The sequence below is a fragment of the Planctobacterium sp. AWH2_060 genome (assembly GCF_056158425.1).
Genome location: NZ_JBSWTG010000001.1, coordinates 3,380,907 through 3,395,527, shown reverse-complemented (window position 1 = coordinate 3,395,527; position 14,621 = coordinate 3,380,907). Strand labels below are relative to the sequence as shown.

Sequence of the window (14,621 nt, the reverse complement as noted above, 5' to 3'; positions counted from 1 at the left end):
GTTATGCAATTATTTTGTGCGCCAACTTATCCTGACAAAGAGCCTTATGGTCTCGCTGTAATACTCCATCATCTGGATTACTCAATAACCTTATCACCTGAGCGACCTTTCGATGCTGCGGTGTTGTGGGAGGATGAAACCTTTTTGCAGGTTCCTGAAATACTGGAGGAAATTGCGCAAACCAAACCTGTCATCAACATTGATTGCATTGATATCAGTAAACAACATGTGGAAAGCACCATTTCCCGGCTTTTTGGCCATACAACTTTCGTTGATCCGACGAAGTATCAGGGCAAGTGTATCTTTAAACCCGATGGCAACGCCGTCAGGCATGGTTTTGTGGTTGATTGCCCGGTAGATAAAGTGGAGGAAGACTGGGTTTATCAGCGCATTATTGAAACCAGAGAAAAAGGTTTGCAGATTGAATATCGCATTCCCGTCATTTTAGGCGAGATACCTCTGGTTTATGTTTCGCAGCGGGACTACCCCACAAGCGACATCCGGCAATGCAAACGACATAAACTGACACCCATGCTAGCTTCAGATGTGCTTAGCCCAACAGAAATTCAAAACATGTTGTTGTTTAGCAAAGAAATCGGCATGGATCTCGGTGAGTTGGACGTTATGCGCTGTAAGCAGGATGGTGAGTTGTACATTATCGATGCCAATAAAACCGCGGCGGGTTACGGTCTGGAAAACAGGGCTTGTTGGAGCCCAGGGGATCGCAAAAAAGTGATTGCAATTCTTGCACAGGTGTTTGAAAAGAATCTCTTGCAACGGATTAGGGAATACGAGCGATGCATCAGCCAAAAAGCGGGATAAAAGCAAGTTACATCAGGGGTTTGGTGTCAGTCATTATTCCTACCCATAACCGCGCAGAATTGTTAAAGGCAACATTGGATTCGCTAGCGCATCAGACCTACCGCCCCATTGAAGTGCTGGTTATGGACGATGCTTCACAGGATCATACCAAAGAGATGGTTGAGCAATTCAGAGCTGTGACTGAGTCGTCAGAATTCACTATTGATTACCAGTACCATCAACATCGAAATGCCAGCTTATGCCGAAACGAAGGACTGAGGTTGTGTCGTGGGGAGTTCATACAATTTCTGGATTCGGATGATGTGATTCATCCAGAAAAATTAAATAAACAAGTGGCAAAGTTAATTGTTGAGGATCTGGATTTTGTCTGGTCACCCACCATCCAGTTTACTGAGCAGCCTGACTGGGATGCGCCAGTTTATGTCGGGGGCAGGGGGGATTACACCGACCACGTTAACCTGGTTATTGCTTTTATCCTAAAAAGCCAATGGCGCACGGATTCCGGCTTGTTCAGGCGCTCGGCTTGTATTAAAACCGGACTCTGGTCGGCCATCAGTATGTTTCAGGATTGGGATTATCATATCCGGCTACTTGCCTGGCATCCCAAAGTGGCTCAATTGGCTGATAAGCTCTCCGCAGCGAGACAACACAACCAGGGCCGTATTGGCGACAGATGGAGCAATGGCACCGGCCTTGATGGTGCATTAAGCGCGTTAAGGAACATTGCCCAAGCCACAAAGTCTTCATTTAAAAACAATGACGACTGGCAAAATGCCATCCTGACCCGTGCAAAAGAGATCCATCAGCAATCCCAAAAAACCAATAATTGCGCCATTGCCATTGAGGCATCAGAGTTTATCGACGAATTTTCATACTCGCTTGAACTTCAATTCCCAATAGCTATGCAAACATAAGCCTGTAGGTTGAACTTCAGTTCGACAAAGCAAGCTAAATCAACCACTGTTGTCTGACTGGCCGATTTTTGCTCCTGCAAAATCGGCATTCACTACGTCCATGTAGCTCAAGTCAGACTTACAAATACATCCTTGTTGCCAATCTTCAGGTTTTATCTGCACTTTAGCCTTATCTAGCGAATGGGTCTGATTTGACCGAACTTCGAACACAACATCTGTTGGTTGTTTATTAAGTTTAGTGTGGGTGTCCTGGTAATTTTAGGCTTTTTATCAAATTTAGGGTGGGTGTCCTCGTAGTTCTCGTAGTCTCTAGCTTAGTTTCTAATATTTGGAATCTGAAATGAAGCAAAGTTATTATGGCTGTCCGGATAAGATTTGGTGGCACTATGCTCATGGCATGTGCTGAAAAATGGGCAAAAGACCGGGGTTTTAGCGAGCTGGCGAGTGATACTGAGACCAGCAATACCAAGAGCATCGCCATTCATGGCAAACTGGGCTTTGTTGAAACAGAAAGAGTGGTATGTTTTCTGAAACAACTGGATTAACCTTCCTTAATCGCTGATAACTCAGCTATAAATTTAATCATTTCATAGTAATTTCTGTGACATCAGCTTTGAACAGGTGACTTTTGACTTATCTAGTGTACTTATTCGCAATAACACTTTTATTTGTACCGACTCTGGTGTGTGCACTGTATTCCAGGTTTGAATATCACAAATCATTGAGGGACAACTTTGAAAACTGGAAAGCAGGTAAACTGGCAGGGATATCGCTATTTTTATTTCTTTCCTACCATTTGCTAAAGCCTGAGAGCTTAGCAGTCTATCTGGATAGTTTTTTGTTTTACTATTTGGAGCCTGGAATGAGCATCGCTTTAATCGTTTATTCCAAACCTGCCAGTGAACTGCTGCAGGGCATGTCTTCCCTTTTTTCTTTGGGCGAAGATCTGGCATTTATCATTGGTTGGATTGGGCTTTTATTTGTTTCGTTTCTGTTTTTTGCAAGTACCGCAATCTAGTTGCAGAGTCCTGGTGGTTTAAAAATCGCCATAACTCCCTGATTCGAAACTAAAATTCTGTCATGCCCTCAATTAATGCGTCTTAAGTTTACTCAATAACCGATAGAGTTGCTGAATAGCTTCATCTATGGCCTGTGAGCTTTGTTCCGATGCCTGGGATAATGCGGATACTTCTCGGGTGGCGTCGCCAATGATAACCATGTTGCGATTCAGTTCTTCGCTGACCACGCTTTGTTCTTCTGCTGCGGTGGCCATCTGCATCATGCGTTCGCTGATTTCTGAAATCTGTTCGGCCGTGTCTCTCATGCGGGAGAAGGCTTCCTGAGAGCGGCTCGAAGCCTGAACAGCTTGCTCGTTGCCTGTTTCTATAATATTTACGGTGGAGTTGACTTCGCCTTGTAAGGCGTCAATGACTCCCGCTATTTCACTGACAGAGTCGGCGGTTTTGGATGCCAGAGCTCGTACTTCATCAGCTACCACGCTGAAACCTCGACCGTGTTCTCCGGCACGAGCCGCCTCTATAGCGGCGTTAAGTGCCAACAAATTGGTTTGATCAGCTATGGCGCCAATTACGTCTAATATTTTCTTGATATCCAGGCTGCGGGTGGATACTGCTTTTACCGCTTCCGAAGCGCTGGCCATTTCTTTAGAAAGTTTGCTGGCACTTTGCGTGGACAGGGAAACCTGTTCTTCGGTTTGCTTGACATTGTCATTGGCTTTATCTGCGTTAGTAGCTGCATCTGCCGCGGTGCGAGCGACTTCTTTAGCTGCTTCCGACATTTCTGTGATGGCAGTAACGACACTGTCCACTTCGCTTAGCTGTACCTGAATTTGGGTATTGGTTTGCTGGGCCTGTGCACGGGTGGTTTTAATGCCTTCAAGCACTTGCTCACAGACATTTTTGGCCTGGTCCAGTAGTTCTCTAACCTTTTCTCTGAACAGATTAAAAGCCTCCGATAGCTGGGTAAGCTCGGCATGTGACTTAACCGAAATATCCTGAGTCAGGTCACCCCCCTGGCCTGCCAACTCCGTCATTTTGTCGGCAATCAACTTGACCGGGCTGACAATACTGCGGGTGAACAGGTGAACCATGGCCAGGGCGACAATGGTGAGGACTATGGCGACAGTGATCAGTGAAGCCATTAAGGCATTGATATTATTGGCGATAGTGTCGCTAACACGCCGCGCCGGGCTGAGCGCTGTTGCTACATCTACCCCTATAATCATTTTCCAGTTAGTACCAGGTGTGGTGAGTGGAATCTCCCGGACAACATACATCATGTTGTCAATAATGACGGAACCACCCTGGCTACTCAGGGCCAGTATTTTCTGACTGGTGTTTTGGTTTTTGAATAATTCATTGAATTTTCGCGCCAGTTTATCTGGTGCTTCTGTTGCCGCAGCGACTATTTCATGTTGGCTGATAACATAAACCGCGGAATTCCCCTGATAAAGAGACTGTTTAAGGGCTTCAGCTGATTGCTGCAATATGGGCAGATTTAAATCGACCCCCACTACGCCGCGAAAACGGCCATTCGCCACCACAGGGTAGGTCAAACTGGTCATCAGCTCTTCGTAGCCTGGGCGGATTTCATAGTTATAGGGGCTAATTATACAGGGCTTGCGAGTGTCTTTGGCACACAGGAACCACTCTGCGGCCCTGAACCCAAATTCATCCAGGGTGGTGTCGAATTTTTCCTGGGCATCCTCGATAACTTCCTGAGTGATGGAATTATCCCGATTGCGCACAAAGTAAACTTCGAAACTGCCATGTCCGGCAACAGAGTGCTCATACCCCGATAAATATTGTTCACTGTTGCCATCAAACTGATCTTTTTCAAACTGGGCATAAATTGACGAGGTAGGGCTGACTTTTAGTAAGGCAGCGGTCATATTTTGCAATTGCTTTCGGGTAAATTTAAGTTCGTTGTCTTCAGATTCAATACTTTGAGAAATTTGTTCTGCCAGGATGCGTGGAAAGGCATAGGCTTTCTCTATTGCCATGGCGATTTCCGCTGCTTGTTGCGAAGCCTTTGCTGCCACCGTACTTTCTATTTGCTGGGTGAGTTCATCGTTCACCTGTTCCACAATTTTGCTTTCAGTGGCGGTCAGAGAAAAATAGCTGACCACCATTAATATTGCAGACAGGGCGATCAGTAGCGCGCCAACCACGCCAACCAGTTTAACTGCGAGACTTTGACCTTTTGAAATCATAAGAACCTCATCTTTACGGGATGAACTACCCTTTAGAAACTAACGGTTTTACTGATAGTGGCCAGCAGGCGCGTATCGCCATAAGTGTCCAGATCTGTCCCTTCTAAGGTCAGGCTGACGTCAAACGCATCAAAGCTAAACTCAGAGCCAATTCGCCAGTGAATATAGTTGTCATCACCATCTTCCCAGACAAATTCATCACTATCTAAACTTTGCGAGCGATCAACCGCGGCAACGAGCGTGGTTTGCTCTGAGATGGGGTAACTGTATGAGAGAGCGGTTATCATGTGGCCGGCACCTGTACCGGCATAATCCGGGGCATACCAAAACTTCAGCTCCAGGTTGTCCTTACCAATAGCGGCGGCGATTTCTATATAGTTGGCGTCATCGCTATCATCCCCACCGTGGTAGGTGTAATACAATAGTGAAATGTCATACCAGACGCCGTTTTGCAGTTCGTTGTAATAACCGAGGTAGGCATCAACTTCCAGATTAGTATCATCGCCAAAATCGACATTTGACGCCCAGGCACCAATGTACAACCCAGAATCTAAGGCAAAGTCCAGACTGCCTTGTAGCGCTGGCTTTTCGTCTGTTTGGGTAATACCGTTGAACAAGTAGTCCGAAGCCAATGTTATGGTGGCAGAGCGCTCAGCGGCGAAACTCTGAACCGACATGAGCAGTATACAAAGTGTGAGCAAACGGCCTTTCATAGGGCACCTGATTGGTTGTTATTTGCTCTAAGTATAGCAATCTTTAATTTTTTGCCTCTTTTTCGAACAGTTTTTTATGGCTATTTTCGCACTGCTAATTTGCGCTAAAATAAAGGTGATTTTTATTGCATTTTTGTGAGCTCTGCCATGACTTCATTGAAGACCTGGCTGGTTTGTTCGGTTTTTTGCAGGGACAGATCAAATTCGTCAAAAGCGCTATCAATAATGTGATGGATGCGCTCTTCCTGATCCTCTTCTAGTCCCAAACTGGGTAATAGCATATTCAGATCACTCATCATAAGGCGGATAGTGCTGGCACTACCATCGACACTGTGTTGTAAATCGTCAGAGGCCTTATTTAGAAGCCCGGTGATTTTCTTCACGGATTGTTGCCAGTGTTCGGCAATAACCAGAGCCTGGGTTTTATCTAAGGCATCGACTTTGACTTCAAAGGTCTCCATCAAAAAACAGAGGTTATCCCGCAAGCGTCCGGTTTTCTCTTCATCCTCTGGCATATTCAGCACTAATAAAGACGTATTGCCAAAGGTAAATATACAACGAGGTCCACGTGTCCAGATGCGTTCAGATTGGCGCACAACGGCAATAATTTCCTGTTCTATAGAAGTACTGGTTCGCCCGGCAGAGGCAACAAACTCAGCATTTCCCTGCAATTCATAATAAATAGTGGACTTTAACGAAAACTCAGCCAAACAGGAGAACATCGCCTGAAGTAACTCTGTACTGTCTGATGCTTCAATGACTGCCTGAACGCCGCGCATCACCACGCCCATTTCACTTTGGGCAGACATGGCCTGAAAAGCCGTATGACTGGCGTAATCCAGTTGCTTTTGCAGGTCGAGTGCCGAGCTGAGTATATCCATTGCCGAGCGCACTTTTCGCGACACTTCTACAACATCGTAGGGTTTGTTGATGTAATCGTCTGCTCCTGCTTCCATTCCTCTGATGCGCTCTTCCACGGAGGTCTTCGCAGAAAGGAAAATAATGTAAGTGCGACAATGAGCAAAATCCGTTTTAATCGTTTGGCAAATCTGGTACCCAGTGACACCGGTTAAAAGAGTTTCTAAAATGACCAGAGTAGGTTGTTCAGGCTTCAGGGTTTGTAGCATGTCTTCGCCGCTGGTAAAGATCTCCATAGGGTAGTCATCTTCCAGCATGCCTTGCAACAGGTCCCGCTCTATTTCGTCCGGTTCGACAATACAAATTCTGGGCTCAGACATAACTGCTCCTTGTTTGGCTATTTTTAAAACCATTATTGTGGACCAAATCTGGTAATTTGCCATTAGACAATAGTCGGTAACGCGCCTTAAAGGAATAGGTTTATTTTTGCTAATCTCTGGTAAAATGGGCTTAAGCCGATAATGCAGCAAAAAATTTAAGGGAAGCAAGTGACTCAACACTCAGAACGCTCAGACGACAATCATCAAACCACTCAGGAAACCACCCACTTTGGTTATAAACAGGTAGGGAAAAACGAGAAGGTGAACCTGGTGGCTGATGTGTTTCATTCTGTTGCCGCAAAATACGACATGATGAATGATTTCATGTCCATGGGTATTCACCGTTTGTGGAAACGATTCACTATCGATTGCAGCGGTGTGCGCAGTGGGCAAAAAGTCCTGGATCTGGCGGGTGGTACCGGCGATTTAACGGCCAAATTTTCCCGTTTGGTTGGCGAATCCGGTAAGGTGGTATTGGCGGATATCAATGGTTCTATGCTCAAAGTGGGTAGAGACAAATTGCGCGATATGGGCATTGTCGGAAACGTTGAAACAGTACAGGCCAATGCTGAGTGTTTACCATTCCCGGATAATTATTTTGATATTGTGACCATTGCTTTTGGTTTGCGCAACGTCACAGATAAAGACGCCGCCCTGGCCTCCATCTTCAGAGTTCTAAAGCCCGGTGGGCGTTTGTTAGTGTTGGAGTTCTCTAAGCCGGAAAACGAGCAGTTTGGCAAGCTTTATGACTGGTACTCCTTTAATATCCTGCCCAAAATGGGACAGCTGGTGGCGAATGACGCGCAAAGTTATCAGTATCTTGCGGAATCCATCAGAATGCATCCGGATCAGGAAACCTTAAAGGGCATGATGCAAAATGTTGGCTTCGAGCAAGTGACTTATCACAATTTAACGGGGGGCATTGTCGCCTTGCATCGCGGGTTCAAATTCTGATGCCTGCTCCGCAACTTCTGTCAGCATTACTGGAAAAAGGCATTAACAAGTTATTGTCTTTGGATGAAGACAGTGTGCCGCGTATTGCCAGATTAAAAGGTAAGCGATTAACCTTGTCCCTGACCGAACTGCCGGCAGACTTTTTGTTTGTATTCTCAGAGTCGGTGGATGTACTGGTGGCGGAACGGTCGTCTAGCGATAGCTCCACTTCATCTGTTGCCGCGGACTCTGATTGTTTTATGGCCACCAGTTTATTCACACTCCCTGAGCTGCAAAACATCAGCAACATCACCCAGTTTATAAAACAAGACAAACTGGTACTGGAAGGTGATATTCAGGTGGCACAACAATTCAGCAATTTGATCAAAGCCTTGGATATCGACTGGGAAGAACAACTGGCTCGTCATACCGGTGATATTCTGGCCCATGAAGTCTTTCAATTTGCCGGACGTGTCAGCAAAGGTTTGCAGGCTGTTAAGCAACGAATTGATGCCACTATCAAAGACGCGGTGTTAGAAGAGAAGCAACTTGTTGCACCGGCCCCATTGGTGGATGAGTTTAGTAGCCAGGTGAGTGAACTACATCAGCGCGCTCAGCAGTTAGAGCGTCGACTGGAGCGGTTGCAACGAAAGGAACAGGGCAGTTAAGTGCGAATATTTCGAATATACACCATTTTAAGTGTGCTACTAAAACACGGTCTGGATAAACTGATCCCCCAGCAGTTTCGGCCCTGGTACTTTTCTATAGTAAGAATGTCTTTGTTTTGGGTGCAAAACCAATATCCTAACAAAAGCGAAGGGGAAAGAGTTCGTCTGGCCCTTGAGTCCCTGGGTCCGGTGTTTATTAAGTTTGGACAGATGTTGTCCACGCGACGGGATCTGTTAGATCAGGAGCTGGCGGATGAGCTGGCGTTGTTGCAGGATAAGGTGACGCCTTTTGATGGTGCTACGGCCCAACAAATCATCGAAAAGTCCTTAAAACTAGGCTCTATCGACGAACTTTTTGCTGATTTTGATATAACTCCGCTGGCTTCTGCCTCCATCGCTCAGGTGCATGCCGCTCGCTTAAAAACCGATGGTCAGCAGGTCATCATTAAAGTAACCCGACCTGATATTAAAAAGACCATCGAAGCTGACATAGAACTGATGCGGGTATTGGCGAAAGTGGCGCAACGAGCCTTGCCGGATGGCAGGCGTCTGCGCCCGGTTGAAGTGGTTGAAGAATATCGAAAAACCATAATTGATGAGCTGGATCTCTCCCGCGAAGCCGCCAATGGCAATCGCCTGCGCCATAACTTTGAGCAGTCCATCGAGCTTTACGTGCCAAGGATCTATCTGGACTATTGCCGCTCTAATGTATTGGTGATGGAGCGGATATCCGGCATTCCGGTGGCCAATGTACAGCAGCTAAAAGACAACAATACCGATCTCAAGTTATTGGCTGAACGGGGCGTCAATATTTTCTTTACCCAGGTGTTTCGCGATAGCTTTTTCCATGCCGATATGCACCCCGGCAATATTTTTGTTTCCCGTGAAAATCCCACCTCGCCGCAATATATAGCCATTGATTTTGGTATTGTCGGTACGTTGAATCGGGAAGACAAACGTTACCTGGCGGAAAACTTTGTAGCTTTTTTTAATTCTGATTACCGCAAAGTCGCGGAGCTGCACGTCGATTCTGGTTGGGTACCTGCCACCACGAGTATTGATGACTTTGAAATGGCCATTCGTTCTGTTTGTGAGCCTATTTTCCATAAGCCTCTGGCGGAAATTTCTTTTGGACAGGTATTGCTCCAGCTGTTCAGTACCGCCCGTCGCTTTGACATGGTGGTGCAGCCACAGCTGGTGTTATTGCAGAAAACTTTACTTTATGTGGAAGGACTAGGTCGGCAGCTATACCCACAATTAGATCTGTGGCAAACCGCTAAACCCTTTCTGGAAAACTGGATGAAGCAGCAGATGGGGTGGTCGGCCATGTTCGGGAAGGTTAAGACTAACTTGCCTTACTGGAGTGAAAAGCTGCCTGAAATGCCGGAATTAGTGTTTGACACACTGCAACAGGCAAAACGCCTGCCTCAGAAGCAGCAACTCTGGCACGAACAACAAATCTTACAACACAGAGAAAATACCAAGAGTGTGGTCTATGCCATTCTTGGTGGCACTTTTATATTGCTGGCTGCACAACTACCAAGCTACGCGCTACCGTTGTGGAGCAGTGTACTATTCGCTGTATTAGGTCTGAGCTGCTGGCTTAAAACCTTGTTTAAGCTCTATAAACTCTAAACTGGCTCCTCGCCAAAATGGGCATGGTACATTTTCAGTAGTGACTGAGAGTTTTTGAAACCGCAGCGACGTGTCACTTCCTGCAATAAACAGCCTCGTCCTAATAAGTGCCGGGCCAGTTCCAGTCGTTTTTGGATCAGGTACTGCTTCGGAGTGCAGCGCGTCAGGTTATTTACCCGTCGAAAAAACTGGCGTTTAGACAGAGCAAATTGCTCGAAATAGTCTTCAAAGCGAAATTCGGCATTGTTGATTTGGGTTTCTATCAAACGATTCAGTTGGGCCAGGAAAATAGCGTCCCGAGATTGCTGGAATGGCACGTTTTCTTTAATTTCCTGAGTTTGTTGCCGCCTGGCATAATTGCTGTGTAGTTTTCTGGCACTTTCGAATAACAGCTCTTTGTTAAAGGGCTTGCCAAAGAATAAATGGATATCGAGATCCAGCGCTTTTAACCTGTGCGCGGTTGAATCCCGTGAGCTTATGATAATCACCGGCGGTGTGGGATTATTTGGCACGCTGAAAAGTTTCTGCAACAGGTCGAAACCATTGTCCCGCCCCTGAATCGGCTCCATGATAATAATGTCGGGTTGCCACTCAGTTATTTTGCTCAAGCCAGCCTGCAAATTAAACACCCCTTTACAGTTAAAGTGCTGACTTAAAATCTGCGTTAAACACATTTGCATTTCTGGACAGGGATCCAAGACCAGGCATTTGGGGCTGTCGCTATTGGGTCCAGATTTATTCAATACAGGCTCCTGATAAGCCTCGAAAAATATCTGTGGCGGACAGGTATCTTCATGTGCCCAACTCTCACCCGATTGCGCAATAAACGAAGGAAAACAAATTTTCAGCAGTTGGCCCGGGAACCTCTTGTCGAACAGGAAAGTGGCAACATCTAATTGTTTACCCAAACTCTCTATCAAAAAATAGCCCGATTCTTTTTCTGGCTGTGGTGCGGGGCTAATATCGCCCGGCGTAGTATCACTGCAAATAAGCAGTGAAAGTTTGTTTTCCTCGATTTGTAATAACACCTGCAAGCTGAAATTGCACGGAACGTGTTTTACCAGCAGATGCAAATAGAAGGAGATGTATATCAGCAGGGCCTGCTCTTCAATAGGGATAATGTAATCTGTGTCTTCCGGGGCCTTAAAATGAATATTCAGGCCGTGTTCTGCGAGTGGAAAATTTTGCAACAAAATGGCCAGGGTCCGATTGAGGTTGCAGCATTGCTCTTCCGGTAGCTGCCCGGAATTGGCCGTTTTTTTAGCGTACTGTGTGACAACCTGGGCGTGCTGAATCAGCTGTTCTACTTTAGCGATACTGGACTCCGTCGCCAATGCTTTTTCCAGTACGTCCTGATCGAACCTGGCTTGCTGAAACCAATCAAGATAGTTGTTTTTGATTACAGCAATGGGATTGCTCAGGTCATCTGAAAGGGCAAGCAGAAATGCATTGCGGGTTTCCTGCAGCTGTTGATTACTGGCTCTTAACTTCTCCAGCAATACCTCTTGCTCGGCAATATCCTTTTGTTGTCTGTCTTGTTTGGCGTGATAACGCATTAGTCGAAATTTCTCGATACGCAATTTCAGTCTGGCTTTCACCAGAAAAAACACTAACAACAAGCAAGTGAGACTGAGAATCGCCAGCAGCGAAAAAAGCAACATTAGATGTTGTTGGCGGTCCACCTCCGCGCTTATGGGCGCAGCAGCGATTTCGTCTGTAGATTGTGGTAGCTCCGCTAAGGTCAACGTCGCAGGCAATAGCGGGTTGGGAAAGATGTTCTGGTATTCCCTGCTCGTTGCCTTTCCGAAGATGTCATTGCCGTGGTTCAAAAGCGCGTTGAACTTACCATGCTCTGATGAAAACAAGGCCAGATGTAGGTTGAAGTAGATGCTTAAAAACAGGCTAAACATTTATTGTCTGCTGCCTGATTCGAAGAGGTTATTCAATGCGTACGCATTATTTATTACTACCAGGATCATTGTGTCTGCTCTTTTTGTTATTTTTATCTGAGTGTGTCTATACCCAAATCACCTCAAGATACTGTTTCAGAGCTATCACAGCGCTTTCAGTACAAGGCGCATGTGAGAAGGAATGTCGGCTACCTTTCAAACACATGCAACACAGTAATGGAAGTGCTGTGTAGCTCCCGAAGGGCGTGGCTAAAAAACGTTTATACTGCATTAAAATGACTTGACGTGAGAGCAACCATGCCTACGTCATTTTTACTTGTCTAAACGTTTTTTTATCTCACGCTGAAAGCTAGCATCTTGAGGTGATTTGGGTATAAAGGCTCCTTCCAGTTTCTATCGGTGCTAAAACCTGCACCGTTACTAAAAGGTAAAAAATATAACCTCTGGAAGATAAGACAATAATCCGCGGCATATTTCAAGTTACAAATTCTGACGTTTTTGGAATGTTTTCTTTACAATGTTGACTCAATGCTTGCAAAGGCCGGTTTTCTGTATATTTTCTGTTCTGCCCCTTAGTGACATCCCATAAAATGTTAATAATCAAAAGGTTATATTGAGTTGTTGGTGCTATTAAATGTGGTCATACCAGATTCAAGGGGTGTTTATTGTCATTCAAATGCTGGATTTGTGAGGTAAGAAATGTACTCGCTTTTTTGTTTCTTAAAATTTAGCCTCCGGCGAATCGCTGTAAAAGTGCATAGCAATAGAGAGGTGTCCGGGAAACAGAACTGCGACGAGCTAAGTCCTGGTGTCGTTACGCAGTATCAGTAATGTCATTTGGAGTTTGCGGAAAAATAAATCCAATTATTATCAATGACAGGAACAATAAAAGATGTCTCTTAGATTAAATAAAATATTGCTAGGGTTAGGTATCTCCTCGCTCTCGCTTATCGCGAGTGCTACCCTTGCTCAGGATCTGGATTCTGCAGCAAAAGGTCCGATGAAAAGTACCGCAGCAAAAAGTGCCAAGGTGCTTCAGGGCGCACCTGATTTATCTGAAATTCAACAGCGCTACATGGTGGTTTTTAAAGATGATGCCGTCATGGGTGATGCTGAGTCTATCAAAAGCGGCCACGGTGTTTCTCTGTTTGACCGTGAAGGTAACTTAGATTCGCGTCTGGCAACCGACTTCTTACGGGGTCTGGGTGCAACGCCGATTAAAGCCATCAAAGGTCATAAAATGATGGTTGTAAATATGGACAAGGAAACCTTTAATACTGTGGCCAACCATCACAGTGTTGCTACGGCAGAAGTGGATCCTCGTCGTTATCTGATGGCCGAAACTACGCCATACGGTATTCCTATGGTGCAGGCTGATCAGCTGTTCCAGAACAACCTGAGCGCTCGCAAAGTTTGCGTAATCGACACAGGTTACAACCTGGGCCACCCGGATCTGCCAGACCAAAACAGTGGTGCTTCTGGTAATGCCAACAATGGTAGTGTGGGTAACTGGTACAATGATGGCAATGGTCACGGTACTCACGTAGCCGGTACCATCGCAGCACTGTCTAATACTCAGGGTGTGGTTGGTGTATACCCTGGTGTGGATATTCACGCTGTTAAGATCTTTAATGATTCTGGTAACTGGACCTTTGCTTCTGATCTGATCGCCGGTATTCAACAGTGCGCCGACGCTGGTGCCAACGTAGTCAACATGAGCTTGGGTGGCGGTAGCTCCTCTACTTCTGAATCCAATGCGATGCAGGGCTTCAACGATCAGGGCATCATGTTAGTTGCTGCGGCAGGTAACGATGGTAACAGCTCTTTCTCTTATCCAGCGTCTTATGATGCGGTTATTTCTGTTGCTGCTGTAACTTCCAGCGAAAGCCATGCTAGCTACTCTCAGTACAACAGTCAGGTTGAACTGGCGGGCCCAGGCTCTTCAGTATATTCAACTTACCCAACTAATTCCTATGCCACATTAAGCGGTACTTCAATGGCAACACCACATGTAGTGGGTGTCGCTGCTTTGGTATGGAGTTTCTTCCCACAGTGTAGTGACGATCAAATTCGTTCAGCACTGCAGGCCACTTCAAAAGACAAAGGTTCTTCTGGCAGAGATAACTACTACGGTTACGGTATTGTTCAATCAGAGGATGCTTATAACTATCTGAACACTTATGGCTGTGACGGTGACGGCTCTGGTGGTGGCGGTGGTGGCGGCGGTGACGTCGATCCGGTCAATGGCTCATTGTCTAACCTGAGCGGTTCTCGTCGTGCATGGGATCGTTATACCTGGGAAATTCCTGAGGGTGTAACGACTATGACAGTTAGTATCTCTGGTGGTAGCGGTGATGCCGACCTGTACATGCGTTTTGGTGCACAGCCATCGACAGGCACCTTTGATTGCCGTCCTTACACGGCCGGTAACAATGAGACTTGTACTTTCAACAACCCTGCAGCTGGTACCTGGCACATTGGTATCAGAGGTTACTCCGCCTACAGTGGCGTAACGATGAACTACAGCTACGAATAAGGCTGTTTGTGGTCTGAATG

The 14,621-nt window shown here is 46.0% G+C and carries 13 protein-coding genes; 8 read left to right on the top strand and 5 right to left on the bottom strand.

The features are described 5' to 3' along the window. Positions 1-3 precede the first annotated feature (3 nt). Both ACXAD8_RS14500 and ACXAD8_RS14495 read left to right on the top strand, forming a co-directional pair. Positions 4-822, top strand: a complete 819-nt coding sequence (locus ACXAD8_RS14500) for a hypothetical protein (RefSeq protein ID WP_475230008.1) — start codon at positions 4-6, stop codon at positions 820-822. Next, positions 798-1,736, top strand: a complete 939-nt coding sequence (locus tag ACXAD8_RS14495; protein WP_475230006.1) for a glycosyltransferase family 2 protein — start codon at positions 798-800, stop codon at positions 1,734-1,736. The genes ACXAD8_RS14500 and ACXAD8_RS14495 overlap by 25 nt, the downstream gene beginning before the upstream one ends. A gap of 39 nt (positions 1,737-1,775) precedes the next feature. Here ACXAD8_RS14495 and ACXAD8_RS14490 read toward each other — a convergent pair whose 3' ends face one another. After that, the gene (locus ACXAD8_RS14490; RefSeq protein ID WP_475230003.1) at positions 1,776-1,946 is read right to left on the bottom strand and encodes a hypothetical protein; all 171 of its coding nucleotides are present in this window, start codon (positions 1,944-1,946) and stop codon (positions 1,776-1,778) included. Between the two features lie 146 nt (positions 1,947-2,092). Between ACXAD8_RS14490 and ACXAD8_RS14485 the strand changes: the two genes are divergently transcribed. Both ACXAD8_RS14485 and ACXAD8_RS14480 read left to right on the top strand, forming a co-directional pair. After that, positions 2,093-2,281, top strand: a complete 189-nt coding sequence (locus ACXAD8_RS14485) for an N-acetyltransferase family protein (RefSeq protein ID WP_475230000.1) — start codon at positions 2,093-2,095, stop codon at positions 2,279-2,281. A 317-nt stretch (positions 2,282-2,598) separates the two neighbouring features. Then, positions 2,599-2,754, top strand: a complete 156-nt coding sequence (locus ACXAD8_RS14480; protein ID WP_475229998.1) for a hypothetical protein — start codon at positions 2,599-2,601, stop codon at positions 2,752-2,754. A 72-nt stretch (positions 2,755-2,826) separates the two neighbouring features. Here the strand turns inward: ACXAD8_RS14480 and ACXAD8_RS14475 are convergent, their stop codons facing one another. The 3 genes from ACXAD8_RS14475 to ACXAD8_RS14465 form a co-directional block, all read right to left on the bottom strand. Continuing rightward, positions 2,827-4,968, bottom strand: a complete 2,142-nt coding sequence (locus tag ACXAD8_RS14475; RefSeq protein WP_475229996.1) for a methyl-accepting chemotaxis protein — start codon at positions 4,966-4,968, stop codon at positions 2,827-2,829. Between the two features lie 32 nt (positions 4,969-5,000). Further along, positions 5,001-5,681, bottom strand: coding sequence for a TorF family putative porin (locus ACXAD8_RS14470; RefSeq protein WP_475229994.1), 681 nt, complete (start codon positions 5,679-5,681; stop codon positions 5,001-5,003). Between the two features lie 122 nt (positions 5,682-5,803). Then, the gene (locus ACXAD8_RS14465; RefSeq protein WP_475229991.1) at positions 5,804-6,919 is read right to left on the bottom strand and encodes a response regulator transcription factor; all 1,116 of its coding nucleotides are present in this window, start codon (positions 6,917-6,919) and stop codon (positions 5,804-5,806) included. A 168-nt stretch (positions 6,920-7,087) separates the two neighbouring features. Here ACXAD8_RS14465 and ubiE point away from each other — a divergent pair, with 168 nt between their 5' ends. From ubiE to ubiB, 3 genes are read left to right on the top strand one after another with little or no spacing between them, the layout of a single operon-like run. After that, on the top strand, positions 7,088-7,873 hold the full coding sequence (gene ubiE, locus ACXAD8_RS14460) for a bifunctional demethylmenaquinone methyltransferase/2-methoxy-6-polyprenyl-1,4-benzoquinol methylase UbiE (protein WP_475229987.1): 786 nt from the start codon (positions 7,088-7,090) through the stop codon (positions 7,871-7,873). Beyond that, positions 7,873-8,520 (top strand): ubiquinone biosynthesis accessory factor UbiJ, encoded by a 648-nt coding sequence (locus ACXAD8_RS14455; RefSeq protein WP_475229984.1) that lies wholly within the window; start codon positions 7,873-7,875, stop codon positions 8,518-8,520. The genes ubiE and ACXAD8_RS14455 overlap by 1 nt, the downstream gene beginning before the upstream one ends. After that, on the top strand, positions 8,521-10,155 hold the full coding sequence (gene ubiB, locus ACXAD8_RS14450; RefSeq protein WP_475229982.1) for a ubiquinone biosynthesis regulatory protein kinase UbiB: 1,635 nt from the start codon (positions 8,521-8,523) through the stop codon (positions 10,153-10,155). On the opposite strand, the gene ACXAD8_RS14445 is transcribed toward ubiB, so the two are convergent. Next, entirely contained in the window at positions 10,152-12,065 is a 1,914-nt protein-coding gene (locus tag ACXAD8_RS14445) for a helix-turn-helix domain-containing protein (RefSeq protein WP_475229979.1), read from the bottom strand. The genes ubiB and ACXAD8_RS14445 overlap by 4 nt on opposite strands. An 892-nt stretch (positions 12,066-12,957) precedes the next feature. Here ACXAD8_RS14445 and ACXAD8_RS14440 point away from each other — a divergent pair. Beyond that, entirely contained in the window at positions 12,958-14,601 is a 1,644-nt protein-coding gene (locus ACXAD8_RS14440) for a S8 family serine peptidase (RefSeq protein ID WP_475229977.1), read from the top strand. Positions 14,602-14,621 lie beyond the last annotated feature (20 nt).